Source organism: Salinimicrobium sp. 3283s (assembly GCF_039602225.1).
Taxonomy (GTDB): Bacteria; Bacteroidota; Bacteroidia; order Flavobacteriales; family Flavobacteriaceae; genus Salinimicrobium; species Salinimicrobium profundisediminis.
Genome location: NZ_CP143631.1, coordinates 11,482 through 28,572, shown reverse-complemented (window position 1 = coordinate 28,572; position 17,091 = coordinate 11,482). Strand labels below are relative to the sequence as shown.

General features: G+C 40.9%; 18 protein-coding genes. 9 read left to right on the top strand and 9 right to left on the bottom strand.

The features are described from left to right. Positions 1–10: 10 nt before the first annotated feature. Entirely contained in the window at positions 11–427 is a 417-nt protein-coding gene (locus VS868_RS00150) for a hypothetical protein (protein ID WP_345598778.1), read from the bottom strand. A gap of 46 nt (positions 428–473) precedes the next feature. Beyond that, on the bottom strand, positions 474–1,292 hold the full coding sequence (gene panB / locus VS868_RS00145) for a 3-methyl-2-oxobutanoate hydroxymethyltransferase (protein ID WP_266068817.1): 819 nt from the start codon (positions 1,290–1,292) through the stop codon (positions 474–476). A 55-nt stretch (positions 1,293–1,347) separates the two neighbouring features. On the opposite strand from panB, the gene VS868_RS00140 reads away from it, so the two are divergent. Together VS868_RS00140 and VS868_RS00135 are read left to right on the top strand one after the other, a co-directional pair. Then, positions 1,348–1,824 (top strand): nuclear transport factor 2 family protein, encoded by a 477-nt coding sequence (locus VS868_RS00140; protein WP_345598777.1) that lies wholly within the window; start codon positions 1,348–1,350, stop codon positions 1,822–1,824. A gap of 1 nt (position 1,825) precedes the next feature. Beyond that, positions 1,826–2,284 carry a DinB family protein gene (locus VS868_RS00135; protein ID WP_345598776.1) on the top strand — a complete coding sequence of 153 codons (459 nt, stop codon included), beginning with the start codon at positions 1,826–1,828 and terminating at the stop codon, positions 2,282–2,284. A 310-nt stretch (positions 2,285–2,594) separates the two neighbouring features. Here VS868_RS00135 and VS868_RS00130 read toward each other — a convergent pair whose 3' ends face one another. Continuing rightward, on the bottom strand, positions 2,595–4,028 hold the full coding sequence (locus tag VS868_RS00130) for an L-serine ammonia-lyase (protein WP_345598775.1): 1,434 nt from the start codon (positions 4,026–4,028) through the stop codon (positions 2,595–2,597). Between the two features lie 106 nt (positions 4,029–4,134). On the opposite strand from VS868_RS00130, the gene VS868_RS00125 reads away from it, so the two are divergent. The 4 genes from VS868_RS00125 to VS868_RS00110 all read left to right on the top strand — a co-directional run bounded on the left by VS868_RS00125 (position 4,135) and on the right by VS868_RS00110 (position 8,341). Beyond that, on the top strand, positions 4,135–4,503 hold the full coding sequence (locus tag VS868_RS00125; protein WP_266068821.1) for a S24 family peptidase: 369 nt from the start codon (positions 4,135–4,137) through the stop codon (positions 4,501–4,503). Next, positions 4,500–5,777: a Y-family DNA polymerase gene (locus tag VS868_RS00120; protein ID WP_345598774.1), complete on the top strand. Its 1,278-nt coding sequence runs from the start codon at positions 4,500–4,502 to the stop codon at positions 5,775–5,777. Before VS868_RS00125 ends, VS868_RS00120 begins: the two co-directional genes overlap by 4 nt. A gap of 126 nt (positions 5,778–5,903) precedes the next feature. After that, on the top strand, positions 5,904–7,829 hold the full coding sequence (gene dnaK, locus VS868_RS00115; RefSeq protein ID WP_345598773.1) for a molecular chaperone DnaK: 1,926 nt from the start codon (positions 5,904–5,906) through the stop codon (positions 7,827–7,829). Positions 7,830–8,131: 302 nt separating this feature from the next. Next, positions 8,132–8,341 (top strand): transposase, encoded by a 210-nt coding sequence (locus VS868_RS00110; protein ID WP_345599854.1) that lies wholly within the window; start codon positions 8,132–8,134, stop codon positions 8,339–8,341. Between the two features lie 197 nt (positions 8,342–8,538). Here the strand turns inward: VS868_RS00110 and VS868_RS00105 are convergent, their stop codons facing one another. The 4 genes from VS868_RS00105 to VS868_RS00090 all read right to left on the bottom strand — a co-directional run bounded on the left by VS868_RS00105 (position 8,539) and on the right by VS868_RS00090 (position 11,295). Next, the gene (locus VS868_RS00105) at positions 8,539–8,676 is read right to left on the bottom strand and encodes a hypothetical protein (RefSeq protein WP_345598772.1); all 138 of its coding nucleotides are present in this window, start codon (positions 8,674–8,676) and stop codon (positions 8,539–8,541) included. Continuing rightward, on the bottom strand, positions 8,673–10,364 hold the full coding sequence (locus VS868_RS00100) for a PspC domain-containing protein (RefSeq protein ID WP_345598771.1): 1,692 nt from the start codon (positions 10,362–10,364) through the stop codon (positions 8,673–8,675). Before VS868_RS00100 ends, VS868_RS00105 begins: the two co-directional genes overlap by 4 nt. Further along, on the bottom strand, positions 10,357–10,701 hold the full coding sequence (locus VS868_RS00095; protein ID WP_345598770.1) for a PadR family transcriptional regulator: 345 nt from the start codon (positions 10,699–10,701) through the stop codon (positions 10,357–10,359). The genes VS868_RS00100 and VS868_RS00095 overlap by 8 nt, the downstream gene beginning before the upstream one ends. A 78-nt stretch (positions 10,702–10,779) precedes the next feature. Further along, positions 10,780–11,295, bottom strand: a complete 516-nt coding sequence (locus VS868_RS00090; RefSeq protein ID WP_345598769.1) for a DUF4870 domain-containing protein — start codon at positions 11,293–11,295, stop codon at positions 10,780–10,782. Between the two features lie 142 nt (positions 11,296–11,437). Here VS868_RS00090 and VS868_RS00085 point away from each other — a divergent pair, with 142 nt between their 5' ends. The 3 genes from VS868_RS00085 to VS868_RS00075 all read left to right on the top strand — a co-directional run bounded on the left by VS868_RS00085 (position 11,438) and on the right by VS868_RS00075 (position 13,166). Then, a complete protein-coding gene (locus tag VS868_RS00085; protein WP_345598768.1) occupies positions 11,438–11,890 on the top strand; it encodes a DUF4442 domain-containing protein in 453 nt (150 codons plus the stop codon). 148 nt (positions 11,891–12,038) lie between these two features. Beyond that, the gene (locus VS868_RS00080; RefSeq protein WP_345598767.1) at positions 12,039–12,839 is read left to right on the top strand and encodes a TIGR00266 family protein; all 801 of its coding nucleotides are present in this window, start codon (positions 12,039–12,041) and stop codon (positions 12,837–12,839) included. A gap of 129 nt (positions 12,840–12,968) precedes the next feature. After that, positions 12,969–13,166 carry a hypothetical protein gene (locus tag VS868_RS00075; RefSeq protein ID WP_265163695.1) on the top strand — a complete coding sequence of 66 codons (198 nt, stop codon included), beginning with the start codon at positions 12,969–12,971 and terminating at the stop codon, positions 13,164–13,166. Positions 13,167–13,228: 62 nt separating this feature from the next. Here VS868_RS00075 and VS868_RS00070 read toward each other — a convergent pair whose 3' ends face one another. Continuing rightward, positions 13,229–14,170, bottom strand: coding sequence for a LysR substrate-binding domain-containing protein (locus tag VS868_RS00070; protein WP_345598766.1), 942 nt, complete (start codon positions 14,168–14,170; stop codon positions 13,229–13,231). Positions 14,171–14,629: 459 nt separating this feature from the next. Next, positions 14,630–16,855 (bottom strand): NADP-dependent isocitrate dehydrogenase, encoded by a 2,226-nt coding sequence (locus tag VS868_RS00065; protein WP_345598765.1) that lies wholly within the window; start codon positions 16,853–16,855, stop codon positions 14,630–14,632. Positions 16,856–17,091: the final 236 nt, after the last annotated feature.

The following is a 17,091-nucleotide window of genomic DNA, read 5'->3' as shown; positions in this document are numbered from 1 at the left end:
ATGGCAAATTTTAAATGGGTTTTGTAGCATAGCCAACAAACGGATTTTGCTCCACCTCCAAAGAACCCAAAGTGCTTAAGAGTTTGTGCAACGAGTCGTTTTCTATGACTTCAGTATTGATGCTAAGCTTTTCTTCGGAAGTAAAAAGTTTTATCCTGCCGGGAAAAGACTGTACCTGCTCAATTTCATCAAGCTCAATTGATTGCTTTCGGAGAGAATTCTTTGTTAATAACCCTTTTTGAATACTCAGATACTGATGCTTTTTCTGAAAAAAGAAAGCTCCAATTAATAATATTCCGAGGAGAAGCTGAAAAAAGGTGAAATAGCTGGCGGTTCCTTCATATATTTTGAGACCACCTAAAATGACGAAAAGTCCTCCCAACACAAGGTTGGAATAAAGTCGCCTTTTTGAATACGCTATTTTCATTATTTTACAATTACTTCTCAGAACCCACTCCTAACTCTGAACTTCTCTAATATTGTTCATCATCTGATGGGAAATTCCTGCTCTTCACATCATCCCGATATTGCTCGAACGCCTTCGTCATTTCTGAATACAGGTCTAAATACCTTCTTAGGAATCTTGGATTAAACTCGTGGGTCATACCAATCATGTCGTGAACTACAAGTACCTGTCCGTCAACACCATTTCCGGCGCCAATTCCAATTACAGGAATGGTTAAGCTTTCAGCAACTTCTTTGGCCAGTTTGGCAGGTACTTTTTCTAATACCAGTGCAAAACAACCGGCTTTTTCGAGCATAAGCGCATCGGTTTTCAGTTTTTCAGCTTCAGCTTCTTCTTTAGCACGTACCGTATAGGTTCCAAATTTGTAGATGGACTGCGGAGTTAACCCGAGGTGGCCCATCACCGGAATTCCGGCATTGAGGATACGTTTTACTGAATCTTTAATCTCTTTTCCACCTTCCAGCTTCACTGCATGTCCGCCGCTTTCTTTCATGATCCTTATCGCTGAACGCAAGGCTTCTTTTGGATCACTTTGATAGCTTCCGAAGGGAAGATCAACAACCACCAAGGCCCGTTCTACCGCCCGCACCACACTAACCGCATGATAGATCATCTGGTCAAGCGTAATAGGAAGTGTAGTTTCATGTCCCGCCATCACATTACTGGCCGAATCTCCTACCAAAATTACGTCTATCCCTGCACCGTCAACTATTTTTGCCATCGAAAAGTCATAGGAGGTAAGCATTGAAATTTTCTCTCCCTGGGCTTTCATTTCAACCAGCGATTTGGTAGTGATTCTTTTATATTGCTTCTTGGCGACTGACATACTTGTAAAATTAAAATTCAGGTAAAAGTACTAAATTACATTCAAAACTGAACACATGAAAAGACTTGTAACCACTGCTGTTTTTGTCATTTTTGGCACCCTGGCTTTCGCGCAGACCTCTTCGGAAGAAGAAAAGGTAAAAGAAGTGGTGCATACTTTTTTTGAAGGTTTCCATGCCAGGGATTCTTTGATGATGAAATCCGTTTTTTATGAAGATCCTGTGATACAGAGTATTGCAAAGGGAGAAGACGGGGTCCCACAATTAGTGAATGAGGAGCTTGAAAAAGTACTGAAGGGAATTGTTTCCATTCCTCTAAAGACCACTTTCAAGGAAGTGCTTCACGAGTATGTGATCAAAATAGATGGCGATATGGCAAATGCCTGGACGCCTTATTCTTTTTACCTCAATGACGCCTTTAGCCACTGCGGCGTGAATAATTTTCAGCTTTTGAAGCAGAAGGGCGAATGGAAGATCATCTATCTTATTGATACCAGAAGGAGGGAAGGTTGTGAATATAAGAAACTCAAATAGCATGGAAACACAAAGATTAAAACAGGAATTTTCACAACTCTATAATGGCGATCCATGGATTGATGTCACTCTGAAGCAGACACTTCATGAAATTTCTGCGGAAAAAGCTTTTAAAAAAATTGCTGAAGGCCGAAATTCCATTTGGCAAATCCTCAATCATATCATTGAGTGGCGGCGCATGATCCTGAAGCGTTTATCTGGCACTATTGTCCCTGTCCCCGAAGATAATTTTATTAGAAAAATTGAAGATCCTTCTGAAGAGGCGTGGCAGCGGACTTTGCAGGATCTGGAAGAGACCCAGCAAGAATGGCTGGAATTTCTTGATAATTTGCAGGATGAAGATCTGGAAAAAACCTATCCGGGGAACGGGCAGCGGTTTTATTATTTGATCCAGGGGATCATTCAACATGATGCTTATCATTTGGGGCAGATTGTGTTGCTTTCGAAGCTACAGTACTAGGTTTGGTTTGACGGACTTCGTCCCGCTGCGCGGGTGTAGCGCCTGACCACCCCGTCAGGCTATCGCCTGCCACCCCTCCTTGAAAACAGGAGGGGAGCTGTTGGAGACATTTCCGCTCCGCGAAACCCTCCACAAGTGGAGAAGTTGTCTTTAAGCTGGTTTCGCTCCGCGTTCACTCTGCCTGCGGCAGGAAGGGATCTTCTTTAGCGGAGGTTGTCTCCTGAACCTGCCTTCAGGCAGGGAAGTTGCCCGCAACTTCAAAGTGTTCCCCTCCTTTTTTCAAGGAGGGGTGCCCGCAGGGTGGGGAGGTTTAACAGTCACTCAAACTCACCCTTACCGCCAGTCCACCTTCTGAGGTTTCTTTATATTTGGAATTCATATCTTTTGCAGTTTCCCACATAGTTTCGATCACCTTATCGAGCGGAACTTTAGCGTGGATAGAATCTGCATCCATGGCCATTTCGGCGGCGTTAATGGCTTTTATGGCACCCATGGAGTTTCTCTCAATACAGGGGATTTGAACCAATCCGGCGATAGGGTCACAGGTGAGGCCGAGGTGGTGTTCCATGGCAATTTCAGAAGCCATCATCACCTGCTCGGGAGTACCGCCCATGACTTCGGCCAAAGCCCCGGCAGCCATGGAGGAGGAAACCCCGATTTCTGCCTGGCAACCTCCCATAGCTGCCGATATGGTAGCCCCTTTTTTAAATAAACTTCCAATTTCTCCGGCAACGAGTAGGAACTGTTTGATCTTTTCAAATCCGGCGTTGTGGTTTTCAATCGTGAGATAATACATGAGCACAGCAGGAATCACTCCGGCACTACCATTGGTTGGTGCGGTGACAACTCTACCAAGAGATGCGTTCACTTCATTTACTCCCAAAGCGAAACAGCTAACCCACTTGAGAATGGACCGGAATTTTACTTCGGTATTTCGAATGGCTTCAATCCATTCTTCCTTGGTGTCATACTTTGAATCTCCAATGAGCTTCTTGTGAGAATCGGGAGCACGGCGGCGCACGTTTAGTCCTCCGGGGAGGGTGCCTTCGGTGTGGCAGCCCAGGTACATAGATTCCAGCATTACATCCCATACAGCTTTGAGTCCGCTGTCAATTTCTTCTTCAGTCCGAAGGGATTTTTCATTCTCATAAACTATTTCGGAAATCTTCTTATTCTCCTGTTTGCAAAATGCCGCAAGATCGGTTCCTTTTACAATTGGAAAAGGGAATTCCTTAAATTTCTTCAGCTGCTTCTTGGCATTCTTTCGTTCTTCCTTTACTACAAATCCGCCGCCAATAGAATAGAACGTGGAGGAGGTTGTTTTTCCGGAGGAAAGTCGGGCTGTGAATTTCATTCCGTTAGGATGAAATGGCAGGAACTTCTTGTTAAAAACGATATCGTTTTCGAGGCTAAAGTCAATACTGCGCTCGCCGTTTAGGTTAAGCCGGTTAAAAGTACGGATGTTATTAATCTCGGGATCAATATTCTCTACGGGAACAGTGACAGGATCATAGCCTAAAAGCCCAAGGACAGAGGCAAGGTCTGTAGCGTGGCCTTTTCCGGTAAGGGAAAGAGATCCGTACAGGTTGATGGTCACCTTTTCTACTTCATCAAATTTTCTGGCTTGCTTTAATTCCCCGATCCACCTTTCGGCTGCCCGCCATGGGCCAAGGGTGTGGGAGCTGGAAGGACCAACTCCTATTTTTAGCATGTCAAAAACGCTGATACTTTCGATTTTTTGCATTCAGGAATAAAAATTTGGGTAAAATTAAATCTTTCTTTTTGAATGACCGTATAAAATAATTAGGAAATAATCCATGTTATTATGGAATATTTCCTAATTTTGAATCATGCAAGTAAATACTTTTGGAAAGATACAGAAGCGAAAAGAAAGACACGCTGCAGAAGTTTCAAAGCAAACAGGGTTTCCTAGTGCGGCTACTCATTATTACGAGGCGCCAATAGATTTAAATAGTGAATTAATTTACAATCAGGATGCGACATTTTTCATTAGAGTTGAAGGCAATAACTGGTCTAAATTTAATATTTGGGATAAAGATGTTCTAATTATAGACCGGTCTATGGAGCTTAAACCAGGTCGTATTGCACTTATAATAAAAGATGGGGAATTTGATATTGTGCAATTTTCAGGTAAATCTACGCAGCCTGAATTCTTGTTGTGGGGGGTGGTTACTTATATAATTCATGCTATGATATGATTGCGATGGTAGATTGTAATAGCTTTTATGCTTCCTGCGAACAAGTTTTTAGACCCGATCTTTTGGGGAAGCCGGTAGTAGTGTTAAGCAACAATGATGGTTGTGTAATTGCAGCAAATAAAGAGGCTAAATCTCTGGCACACATCCCCATGTTTGAGCCTGTCTTTAAGATTAAAGATATTCTGGTAAAAAATAATGTGACTTTCTTTTCTTCTAATTACACCTTATATGGAGAAATGTCCCAGCGGGTGATGAATATTTTGAAGACTTTTTCTCCAATGGTAGAAGTTTACAGTATTGATGAAGCTTTTGTAGAATTAACTGGCATAAATCATTTAGACCTTCCTAAGTACGGTAGCAATATTAAAGAACAGATTCTTCGGTATACGGGTTTACCGGTGGGGGTAGGTATTGCTCCTACAAAAGTCCTTGCTAAACTGGCAAACCGGATAGCTAAAAAAGAGGAAGTGCACGACCATGTATATATAATTGATTCTGAAGAAAAAAGAAAAGCAGCTTTAAAAAAAGTAAAAATTGGTGATGTATGGGGAATAGGAAGGCAACATGCCAGGCGGCTTCAGGAAAAGAAAGTGTTTACTGCGTTTGATTTTGCACACAACACGCCTCTTGCCTGGGTGCGTAAGGAGATGACTGTAGTTGGAGAACGTTTGTGGCGTGAATTGAGAGGGGAATCATGTATAGAATTTACCACTATCCCTAAACCTAAAAAAGGAATAGGTACAGCAAAGTCCTTCGGAAAGCGACTGGAAGATCTCGACATGATTGAAGAAGCATGTGCTTATTACATTAGCGAGGTAAGCGAGGTGATGCGGGCACAGGGTTCATGCGCTTCATATGTGCAGGTGTTTGTGCATACCAATTATCACAGTAAAATTGATAAACGATATTCTGAAAGTTGTACTGTGACTTTGCCTGTTCCTACCAATAATACATTTGTTTTGATAAGCGAAGCAAGAAAAGCCTTACATAGAATATATAAACCAGGTTTTCGCTATAAGAAAGTAGGAGTTAATTTGAGCGGAATTATTCCACAGGAATATGTGCAGGCTAATTTATTTGAACAACCTTCCAAAATTTCTAATCCTGTGCTTATGAAAGTTTTTGATGGTATCAATAACAAATATGGAAAGGCCACAGTCGCTTCAGCTATTACCGGTAGGCGAAAGCAGGAATGGGAGCTTATTAAAAAACATCGAAGCCCGTATTATACCACACAATGGCAGGAACTTCTTAAGGTAGGCAGTAGGTCTTAACTTGAAGGAGTCAGCTACCTGTCTTTCTTTTATGACATCCTGTCATATAATTTCGGGTGGCATAATGATTGACTTTAAGAGGTTGTTCAAAAAAATCAGAAATAATAAATAACAACCTATAGAATTATGAGTAAAATAATTGGAATCGACTTAGGTACTACCAACTCTTGTGTTGCCGTAATGGAAGGTAACGAGCCAACGGTAATACCTAATGCCGAAGGAAAAAGAACTACTCCTTCTGTAATCGCATTTGTAGAAGGAGGCGAAATAAAAGTAGGGGATCCTGCAAAGCGTCAGGCTGTAACTAACCCACAAAAGACCATTTCCTCTATCAAGAGGTTTATGGGAAATAAATATTCCGAAGTTTCTAAAGAAGCCGGAAGAGTTCCTTATAAAGTAGTAAAAGGTGACAATGATACTCCACGTGTAGAGATTGACGGCCGTAAATACACTCCGCAGGAACTTTCTGCCATGGTGCTTCAAAAAATGAAGAAAACTGCCGAAGATTATCTTGGGCAGGATGTAAACGAAGCTGTTATTACCGTACCGGCTTACTTTAATGACTCTCAGCGCCAGGCTACAAAAGAAGCCGGAGAGATCGCAGGTCTTAAGGTAAGAAGGATCATTAACGAGCCAACTGCAGCTGCACTGGCTTACGGACTTGACAAAAAATCTCAGGACCAGAAGATCGCTGTTTATGACCTTGGTGGTGGTACATTTGATATCTCTATCCTTGAATTAGGAGACGGAGTATTTGAAGTACTTTCTACAAATGGTGATACGCACCTTGGAGGTGATGATTTTGATGAGGTGATCATCGACTGGCTTGCAGATACATTCCAAAAAGCTGAAGACATCGACCTTAGAAAAGATCCTATGGCACTTCAGCGTTTGAAGGAAGCTGCCGAGAAAGCTAAAATCGAGCTTTCCTCTTCTTCTCAAACCGAAATTAACCTGCCATACGTTACTGCTACTGCAAGCGGGCCTAAGCACCTTGTAGAGACTTTAACAAGATCTAAATTTGAGCAACTTGCCGATACTTTGGTGAAACGTTCTATGGATCCTGTGCAAAAAGCACTTAGCGATGCAGGTCTTTCAAAAAGTGATATCGACGAAGTAATTCTTGTTGGGGGATCAACCCGTATCCCTAAAATTCAGGAAGAAGTTGAAAAATTCTTCGGAAAGAAACCATCAAAAGGAGTGAATCCAGATGAGGTTGTAGCGATTGGTGCTGCTATCCAGGGTGGTGTATTGACCGGAGATGTAAAAGATGTATTGCTTCTTGATGTTACTCCGTTATCTCTTGGTATTGAAACTATGGGAGGTGTAATGACCAAATTAATTGAATCTAACACCACTATCCCAACCAAGAAATCACAGGTATTCTCTACTGCGGCCGATAATCAGCCATCTGTTGAGATCCACGTGTTGCAGGGAGAGCGCCCAATGGCAAATGATAATAAAACTATTGGTAGATTCCACCTTGACGGAATTCCACCGGCACGAAGAGGAACACCTCAAATTGAAGTGACCTTTGACATTGATGCCAACGGTATCATCAAAGTAAGCGCTACAGATAAAGCTACCGGTAAATCTCAGGATATTAGGATCGAGGCTTCTTCTGGCCTTACCGAAGAAGAGATCCAAAAGATGAAGCAGGAAGCTGAAGCGAATGCCGAAAGCGATAAAAAAGCCAAAGAAAAAGTAGATAAGCTGAACGAAGCCGATGCTATGATTTTCCAAACTGAAAGTCAGTTGAAAGAATTTGGTGATAAACTTTCTGATGATAAGAAGAAGCCAATCGAAGACGCTTTGGAAGAGCTTAAGAAAGCTTATGAGACTAAAGAAGTAGAAACTATTCAGCCTGCATTAGATAAGATCAATGAGGCATGGAAAGTAGCTTCTGAAGAAATGTACAAAGCACAAGCCGAAGCTGGCGGACAACCAGGTGGCCCACAACAGGGAGCTACCGGAGCCGAAGGCGGACAAGCCGGAGGCGATGCCAAGCAAGGTGACGATGTAGAAGACGTTGACTTTGAAGAAGTGAAGTAAACCCCTCCTAACCTCCCCTTGGAAAGGGGAGGAACTTTGGAGATAATTTTTAAAGCGCTGTCATTTGGCAGCGCTTTTTTTTTGTTTAAAAAGGTGTAGCTGCTTATTTTTAATGTATTAGAAGAAAAGTAGTTTTTAAGATTTATCATCAAAATCAATTAAGTCTTATTCCCCCAGCTATGATGATCTGGTTTCAAAAAATCACACTGTATTCAGAAACCGACATCTACCAAAGTAAAATCAAGAATGACTTTACTAAAGCAATCCACTGCTATCAGGCTTAAAACTGCCATGGCTGTCCACTGCGGGGCGGTTGCTTTAGGGCAAAAGGGAGGGTAATTGAACATAACCACAATCTGGTCCACCTAAAAGAGAAAGCAAAAAATTTACTGCTCAGTGAAGTTGTGATAGCTCATCGTAAGCGAAGGTGCTGGGATGTAGAGGCAGCCTTTGGAAATATTAAGCAAAATATGGCTTCAAGCGATTTATGCTACGGGGAATGGAGAAAGTAACTACAGAAATAGGGCTAATAGCCATGGCACATAACTTAAAGAAGTCAGTATAGCCTAGAGAAGGTTTTTCTAAACATTTTTTTTAATCCTCGCTACAAACTAAAAAAAAAGAAAAACCCTTCTTGAAAAATTATCCAAGAAAAAAGGTCGCCTAAAAATTGCTTTGTAGACGACCTCGTTTTATTTAAGGTAGGATTCTAACATTCATCGGAAGTAGCTTTGGAAACCTGTTCGATTCCCGCTTTTTCCGGTTGCTCGGGTTTAACTTCCTCATCTCCTGTAGAAACCAGGAAATTGAGAAAGATGGCAATTAAAATCTCTAAAAGAACACTCATTCTCCCGTTATTGTATCGGTTTCAATAGTGGATTGTTCTTCATTGGGGAAATCTTCTTCAAAAGGTTCCTCCGTGCTTTCTTCAGTATCCCAGTCAGTTTCAGAATCACTCCAGGGATCTTCCTCCTCGGCAGGACAATCAAGACATTCTGCGCCCTCACGGGTGATCTTAAGATACTGTTCTTCATAACCGTTGTGAAGAATATCTCCGTAATAATCTGTGTTCCTATGGAAGGAATAGGTGTTATCTGCGGCGTAAAGTACTGTTCCTATTGGAAGAAATAGAGTAACTTGTACTTTTTGTTCTCTGTGCTTGTTGGAAGGATCTGTCGTTAGGATTCCGCTTAGGTCAAGATTTCCGTTAGAGAAACTTGTACTGTAATTTATCTCTTCGGCTCTCTGCCTGGCTTCATCATAGGTTTTACCTTCAGCAATTTTAACGATCTCCATTCTCCCGGTTGAATCGGAAGTGGATTTTACAATCAACTGCACATTCTGAGACCAGATCACTTTTTTGTTGCTATCGTCATAGGAGATGTTGAAATCACCTGATTGATACGGGGTAGAATTAAACTGCGGATCTCCCATCATGTTGACATATAAAGTGTCATTGGCTTTTATAGGAAGATTTTCAGAAATTCTCACTTCTCCATCAAAAGCTCTTTCGGTAGCCTGTTGAATTCCGAAGAAAATGAGTCCGAGTACTGAGATAATCCAAAGTCCTAATAGTACAAGCTTTGCAGTTCTTCCAATAGATCGCAGGTTTTTGACCAGGATCTTTAATCCAAGTATGAACAGGAAAAAGAACGGGATGCCCACAGCAAAGAAGGCCAGTATTGAAATAACCCAGATGCTGTCTGCGCCAGGGCCGGCGATTTCAACAAAATCTGTCCATGGGGCTTCAATGATCCCAAAGGTTCCTATTGAAAACAGCCCAATAAACAATCCTATAAGTGTAGATCCGGCTATGAGGATGAGAAATATCCCAATAAGTTTCACGAACAGGTTAAGAATGAATTTTACGACATCACCTACTGCGGTCGCAGCCGAGTTTGCACCGGCGCGGGCCTTATAACCGTATTTCTCGTAGTTGATGTCTTTTACCTTTCCCGACACATCATCAAACCCCTCTCTTATTTTGCGTTCAATGTTGCTAATGGTTACCGGTTCCCCACGCATGGCAAGTTTATCGGCAGTGGTTTTAGCTTCGGGCACAAAGATCCAAAGAGCGATATAAATGAGTATAAAAGCGCCGGTAGAAAAAATGGTAAGGAGAATCCACAGGATTCTTATCCATACAGCATCAATCCCTGTATAATGAGCAAGCCCCGATGATACTCCTCCTACATAACTGTGCTCTGTATCTCGAAATAGCTTTTTACCTCTTGTTTTGGTATACACTGGTTCATCCTCAAAGATCTCGTCATCAATGACATAATCTTCGGGTTGTCCCATCACAGAGATCACTTCATCTACTTCCCGTATCCCGATTACCTGTCTTTCATTTTTGATCTTTTCAGCAAAAAGTTCGGCTATCCGGGCTTCAATATCATGAATGATCTCCTCCTGTCCAGAGGTGTTGGTGAGAGATCGTTTTATAGCCTCAAGGTAATGTTGTAGCCTGGCATAAGCATCTTCATCAATATGAAAGAAAATGCCGGCAAGATTTATATTGACTGTCTTATTCATGATTTTTAGGTTTTTGGGTGGTTACGATTGTCACTGCGGTTTGCAGTTCTTCCCATGTATGGGTGAGCTCTTTAAGAAAGATTTTTCCGGTTTCTGTGAGGCCATAATATTTTCTTGGTGGGCCGCTGGTAGATTCTTCCCAGCGATAAGAAAGTAAGCCGGCATTTTTGAGGCGGGTTAATAAAGGATAAATAGTGCCTTCTACCACCAGGAGTTTGGCGCCTTTTAAGGTATCCAGAATTTCGGCTACATATGCATCATTATCTCTTAAAACAGATAAAATACAGTATTCCAAAACACCTTTGCGCATTTGTGCCTTCGTGTTTTCAATCTTCATAGTGTTGAGTTTTGAATGTTGTTGAACTGTTCATTTTTTGATTGATTGATGATTAGAAAATATTTGATGAGGATATTTTTAAGCGGTTTGATCTTCAGAATTACCTGAAGCTGTAAATAGATCTTTAGGTTTACCGGCATTTAAAAAATTAATGGCCAGCGGATATTTGTAAAATTTTCCTTCACCAGCCTTAATGGTAGCTGAAACTACTCCGTAGACATTCAGTACAAAGAGCGCAAGAACCAGGAGGGCCATCGTCATGATATAAATGGTAACAGGCCCTGCCTCAAGAGGATTTCCTATCCATTGATGATGATCATTTATATAAAATGAATCCTCGAAGTTAATGTTGAGCCCTATAAGTATGGCACCAGCTACTCCTATCATTACCAGGAAAAAAGCATACAGGAACAGGCTTATCTGAAAATTTAGAGCTTGTTTGCCATGTTCATTTACAAACGGGTCGTTCTTTTTTGCCGTCCAAAAGATCAAAGGAAAAATAAAATTTCCAAACGGAAAGAAGAATTGACTAAAGGTGGATAAGTGGATTAAAGCTGCCACTGTTTTGTCGGGATTTGTTGATTGATTGTTCATTTGATTGATTTTCTAATGCAAATATATATCTTAAAGATGGTATTATGCAAAACAAAGTACTATAATTTTTGTTTAGGCTTGAGAATTTAACATTTGAGGATGTTATTAAAATTGAATACTTTTAGAAAAACTCTTACTAAGTATGGAAGTTTCCTCCCAAAAATTAAATACCTTCTTAATGTTTAAGCTACCCAGTGCATGGTTAACTGGAGTAAGGGTTAAGGAGATTGATGAAAACCACTGCCTTACAACTGTAAAGCACAGCTGGATTAATCAAAACCCTTTTAACTCTTTATATTTTGCAGTACAGGCTATGGCTGCCGAATTAAGTACAGGTGCGCTGGTAATGGCTTCAATTAAGGCTTCAAAAAGGCCAATTTCAATGCTCGTTGCACAGAATAAATCAAGGTTTACCAAAAAAGCAACCGGGAAGATTAGTTTTATATGTAATGATGCGCATCTTATATCGGCTGCTATTGAAGAAACTATAAAGACAGGGGAGGGGCAGACCTTCTGGATGCGTTCTCATGGGGTAAATGAAGATGGGCAGGAAGTTTCTGTTTTTGATTTTGAATGGACAATTAAATTAAAGTAGGCAGTGTGCAGTAAAATAGTAGGCAATAGCTAAGATGGCACAGATTTTAATTCATGCCGGGCATTTTATGAAATTTTTCTGTGCTCAGGCTTGTGCGATCAAATTTTTTGAATAAATTTTTAAACTTTAAACTTTAAACCTTTATAAGATGAATGCACATGAAATAGATTACGAGATATTTGGAGAGGAGATGCAGTATGTAGAGCTGGAACTGGATCCGCAGGAAGCGGTAATCGCCGAAGCAGGAAATTTTATGATGATGGATAACGGCATCAAAATGGACACCATCTTTGGGGACGGTTCAAAACAAAATGAAGGATTTTTAGGGAAAGTCCTGGGAGCCGGAAAAAGATTGCTTACCGGGGAGAGCCTCTTTATGACTGTATTTACAAATGAGATTTCAGGTAAGAAAAAGATCAGTTTTGCTTCTCCCTATCCGGGGAAGGTGATCCCATTAGACCTTAACGAATTTGGAGGTAAGTTCATTTGCCAGAAAGATGCATTTTTATGTGCAGCCAAAGGCGTGGCTATAGGTGTGGAATTTAGTCGCCGACTTGGCAGGGGATTCTTTGGGGGAGAAGGTTTTATAATGCAGAAGCTTGAAGGTGATGGTATGGCCTTTGTACATTCTGGTGGTACAACAGCAAAAAAAGTACTGCAGCCGGGAGAAAAACTAAAGGTAGATACCGGTTGTATTATTGGTTTTACGAAAGATGTGAATTACGACATTGAATTTATAGGAGGTATTAAAAACAGCCTTTTTGGAGGGGAAGGATTATTTTATGCTACGCTTACAGGGCCGGGAACTGTTTTTGTGCAGTCATTACCTTTTAGCCGGCTTGCAGGACGCATTTTAGCTGCGGCACCACAGGGTGGAGGTAAAGATAAAGGAGAGGGAAGTATCCTGGGAGGCCTTGGAAATATGGTAAGTGGCGATAATCGTTTTTAAGAGTGTTAAATTAGCTTCATCTTGTTCCGGTTTTTGAAAAAAAGATGTATTTTTATACCATTAACGAAAACGATTTCGCTTATAGATAACCATTACTTATTCTAACCAAGGTTAACTAATTTTATCATTATGGCAAGAGCGATGTTTGAGTACACCAAGACGGTACTAAGCAAAGTAAGTTTTGATGTAACTCTGTTCTGCAAAGAGGTGAAAAAGGCACTTCAACGATTATTACCTTATGAGATTGAAGAGTTGAAGCTTTATATTTTTTCACTTATTCGGCAAAATCCCGAATTAAACCAATGTCTTATTTACTTAAACCCTTAAAATAAAAGAGGCAGCCTGAAAAAATAATTTCAGGCTGCCTCCTTTTTATACATTATCTGTATTTACTTCTTGTTTACAGGGCTAATAATCTGCACATTTTGAAAGGTTATTGCCCCTTTAACCACTCCGGCTATTGTACTGCGAAGCGCCTCTATAATCTGCATTTTCAATTCGCTCTTATTGTATATAAGGCTAACTTCTCTCGCGGGAGTTGGTTCAACAAACATTTTGATATTCTTTTGGTCTTCACCCTTTAAGTCTAAGGTATGAAGGTAGGGCAGAAGCGTCATTCCCAGGCCTTCATTTGCAAGTTTGATCATGGTTTCAAAGCTGCCACTCTCCAGCTGAAAATGATCGTCATTTGATTGCCGCGTCGCTTTGCATAGATTGAGGATCCCATCCTTAAAACAGTGGCCGTCTTCTAGCAACAAAATGTCATCGAGGTCAAGATCTTCAACCTTCAGTTTGTCTTTAGAGTTGAGCCTGTGGCCGGGAGGTATATATCCTACAAAAGGTTCATAAAAAAGTACCTGTTCTTTAATATTTGGTAGTCCCAGCGGGGTCGCTGCAATGGCTGCATCAAGATGCCCATCTGCCAGTTTTTCAATCATGGCTTCGGTATGCAGCTCTTCGATCTTCAGCTTTACCTTTGGGTATTTCTTGATAAAATTATTCAGGAACATGGGCAGGAGCGTAGGCATAACCGTTGGAATCACTCCCAACCTGAAAAGTCCGCCAACAAAACCTTTTTGCTGATCTACAATATCTTTAATTCTATCACTCTCATTGACGATATTTCGCGCCTGCTGAACAATTTTTCTCCCGGTAGCAGTAAGCTCAATTGGTTTTTTACTGCGGTCAAAAATGAGAACGTCCAGTTCATCCTCCAGCTTTTGAATCTGCATACTGAGGGTGGGTTGGGTTACAAATACTTTTTGTGCAGCTTTCGTAAAGTTTTGATGCTCGGCAACGGCTAAAACGTAATGTAACTGGGTAATAGTCATAGATCCTTATATTAAAGTAGCTGCAAAAGTATTTATTTTTTCTATAGGAATAACATGATAATCCCATTTCAGCAGTAAGGGGGAATAGTTCCAGCTTTTACTGATGATTTTAACGTGTATTTAGATCCTTTCGTCTCCTTCAACCTGGTCTATACTTACAGTAACATCAGTTTTGGATTGAGCTATGAACTGAATTCCGAAGAAATGCACAGGAGATTACACACGTGCTTCATATCAAATAAATTAGATCAGGTGTCAAAAATGCCATTTTTGACACCTGATCTAAAGGTGATCTTCTGTAAAATAAAAGAGGCTGACTTAAAGGCTAAACTTTTATCAATCTGGAATCGGTTTAGTTTCTATTATTTCTGAAGTTCAGATTTAATAGATTCCGAAGTATATTCAGAATAATGTATAGCAGCTTTTAAGACAGCCTCTCATCAAAATTACAAGAGAAGATTACGCTCCCTGCAGAATGCTGTTAAGCGTTTCGCTTGGTCGCATTGCTGAAGTTACTTTCTCCTCTTCGGGTTGGTAATATCCTCCGATATCTACCGCTGAGCCTTGTGCATCAATCAATTCCTGTAAAATTTGCTTTTCGTTCTCCTGAAGCTTCGTGCTCACCTCTTTAAAATGTGCTTTTAGCTCCTGGTCTTCTTCCTGTTCAGCTAAGGCTTCGGCCCAGTAGAGAGCCAAATAAAAGTGGCTCCCCCTGTTATCAAGTTCATTGACTTTTCTTGATGGAGATTTATCTTTTTCTAAAAATTCTTCCGTAGCCTTATCAAGAGCGTTGGCAAGAACTAAAGCTCTCTTATTATTGTATTTTTCACCCAAATGCTCGAGGGAAACAGCCAGTGCAAGGAATTCTCCCAAAGAATCCCAGCGCAGGTGGCCTTCTTCCACAAATTGCTGCACGTGCTTTGGAGCTGAACCTCCGGCGCCTGTTTCAAATAAACCACCGCCGTTCATAAGAGGAACGATAGACAACATTTTGGCACTTGTACCCAACTCAAGGATAGGGAAGAGATCTGTTAGATAATCCCTAAGAACATTTCCGGTTACAGAAATAGTATCTTTTCCGGCCTTTACACGCTCAAGGGTGCAACGGGTAGCGTCTTCAACAGACATTATTTTGATCTCCAGGCCTTCGGTATCTTGATCTTTTAAATAGAGTTCCACTTTTTTAATAATCTCTGCGTCGTGTGCACGATCTTCATCCAACCAGAAAACTGCAGGCGAACCGGTAGCACGGGCGCGGCTTACTGCAAGTTTCACCCAATCCTGAACCGGCGCATCTTTAGTTTGGCAGGCTCTCCAAATGTCCCCTTTTTCAACGTTGTGTTCCATGAGAACTTTTCCGGCTTCAGTAACAATTTGTACCTGCCCGGCTTCCTTCATTTCAAAAGTTTTGTCGTGAGAACCGTATTCTTCGGCTTTTTGAGCCATGAGTCCTACGTTTGGAACTGTTCCCATCGTTGTTGGATCAAAGGCTCCATGTTCTTTACAGAACTGGATGGTAGTCTCGTAAAGACCTGCATAACTACTGTCGGGGATTACAGCTTTGGTATCCTGTGGGTTACCTTCAGCATTCCACATTTTTCCTGAAGTTCTTATCATTGCCGGCATAGATGCATCAATGATCACGTCACTTGGCACGTGCAGGTTAGTAATTCCCTTGTCGGAATTAACCATGGCCAGGTCTGGGCCATCTTTGATATCCTGTTCGATCTTAGAATTAATCTCGTTTCTTTTTTCTTCAGGAAGATTATTGATAGCACTTAAAACATCACCAAGACCACTATTAGGATCGGCTCCTGCTTCTTGTAGTTCAGTGCCGTACTCTTCAAAAATGTCTTTAAAGAAAACCTTTACGGCATGACCAAAAATAATAGGGTCTGATACCTTCATCATAGTAGCCTTCATGTGTAAGGAGAATAAAACTCCTTTCTCTTTGGCATCTTTAACCTGTTCTTCAAGGAACTTAATGAGGGCTTTTTTGCTCATAAAAGTTCCGTCAATAATTTCCCCTTTTTTAAGCTTTAGGTCTTTCTTGAGAATTGTAGTATCTCCAGATGCCGTTTTAAGCTGAATATTTACAGTGGTAGCTTCGTCAAGAGTGACAGACTTCTCATTGTGTCTAAAATCATCTTTGCTCATGGTAGCCACATGGCTCTTAGAGTCTTTTGCCCAATCGCCCATGGAGTGTGGATGCTTTTTGGCGTAGTTTTTCACGGCCTTTGGGGCGCGACGATCAGAATTTCCTTCACGCAACACAGGATTAACTGCACTACCTTTTACCTTATCGTATTTTGCCTGAATTTCTTTTTCTTCATCTGTTGCTGGTTCATCAGGATAATTAGGTAGGTCATAGCCTTTCTCCTGTAATTCCTTTATAGCAGTCTTTAACTGCGGAATAGAAGCACTAATGTTTGGTAACTTGATAATATTAGCTTCAGGTTGTTTGGCAAGCTCACCTAATTCGGCAAGATCATCAGAAACTTTTTGGTCTTCCTTGAGTCTTTCAGGAAACTGGGAAAGAATTCTTCCTGCCAGGGAGATGTCTCTTGTTTCGAGCTCAACATTGGCCGGTTTTGTGAAGGCCTCTACAATGGGGAGTAGGGAATATGTTGCGAGGGCTGGAGCCTCATCGGTTTTGGTATAAATAATTCTGGTTGTCTTTGACATATTGGAAAATTTTATTTTAGATCAAGAGTGTGCAATTTAGCATTTTTCAAGCTTATTTCACAGGTGCAAAGGTTAAGATAGTATGGAAGAAAGGCATAAAAAGTGCAAAAAAAAGCCATTTCACTATTTTCATAATGAAATGGCTCTAATGAAATAACAATTCTTTGCTGAACTTTTACCTTCTCAAGTGAAATCTATATTTCACAAGCAAGTTGTTATTTCATCAAGATGACTTA

What these genes read in the sequence shown, in the direction of transcription:
- VS868_RS00150 (WP_345598778.1), bottom strand. Translation starts at nt 427, where the DNA reads ATGAAAATAGCGTATTCAAAAAGGCGACTTTATTCCAACCTTGTGTTG.
- panB (WP_266068817.1), bottom strand. Translation starts at nt 1,292, where the DNA reads ATGTCAGTCGCCAAGAAGCAATATAAAAGAATCACTACCAAATCGCTG.
- VS868_RS00140 (WP_345598777.1), top strand. Translation starts at nt 1,348, where the DNA reads ATGAAAAGACTTGTAACCACTGCTGTTTTTGTCATTTTTGGCACCCTG.
- VS868_RS00135 (WP_345598776.1), top strand. Translation starts at nt 1,826, where the DNA reads ATGGAAACACAAAGATTAAAACAGGAATTTTCACAACTCTATAATGGC.
- VS868_RS00130 (WP_345598775.1), bottom strand. Translation starts at nt 4,028, where the DNA reads ATGCAAAAAATCGAAAGTATCAGCGTTTTTGACATGCTAAAAATAGGA.
- VS868_RS00125 (WP_266068821.1), top strand. Translation starts at nt 4,135, where the DNA reads ATGCAAGTAAATACTTTTGGAAAGATACAGAAGCGAAAAGAAAGACAC.
- VS868_RS00120 (WP_345598774.1), top strand. Translation starts at nt 4,500, where the DNA reads ATGATTGCGATGGTAGATTGTAATAGCTTTTATGCTTCCTGCGAACAA.
- dnaK (WP_345598773.1), top strand. Translation starts at nt 5,904, where the DNA reads ATGAGTAAAATAATTGGAATCGACTTAGGTACTACCAACTCTTGTGTT.
- VS868_RS00105 (WP_345598772.1), bottom strand. Translation starts at nt 8,676, where the DNA reads ATGAGTGTTCTTTTAGAGATTTTAATTGCCATCTTTCTCAATTTCCTG.
- VS868_RS00100 (WP_345598771.1), bottom strand. Translation starts at nt 10,364, where the DNA reads ATGAATAAGACAGTCAATATAAATCTTGCCGGCATTTTCTTTCATATT.
- VS868_RS00095 (WP_345598770.1), bottom strand. Translation starts at nt 10,701, where the DNA reads ATGAAGATTGAAAACACGAAGGCACAAATGCGCAAAGGTGTTTTGGAA.
- VS868_RS00090 (WP_345598769.1), bottom strand. Translation starts at nt 11,295, where the DNA reads ATGAACAATCAATCAACAAATCCCGACAAAACAGTGGCAGCTTTAATC.
- VS868_RS00085 (WP_345598768.1), top strand. Translation starts at nt 11,438, where the DNA reads ATGGAAGTTTCCTCCCAAAAATTAAATACCTTCTTAATGTTTAAGCTA.
- VS868_RS00080 (WP_345598767.1), top strand. Translation starts at nt 12,039, where the DNA reads ATGAATGCACATGAAATAGATTACGAGATATTTGGAGAGGAGATGCAG.
- VS868_RS00075 (WP_265163695.1), top strand. Translation starts at nt 12,969, where the DNA reads ATGGCAAGAGCGATGTTTGAGTACACCAAGACGGTACTAAGCAAAGTA.
- VS868_RS00070 (WP_345598766.1), bottom strand. Translation starts at nt 14,170, where the DNA reads ATGACTATTACCCAGTTACATTACGTTTTAGCCGTTGCCGAGCATCAA.
- VS868_RS00065 (WP_345598765.1), bottom strand. Translation starts at nt 16,855, where the DNA reads ATGTCAAAGACAACCAGAATTATTTATACCAAAACCGATGAGGCTCCA.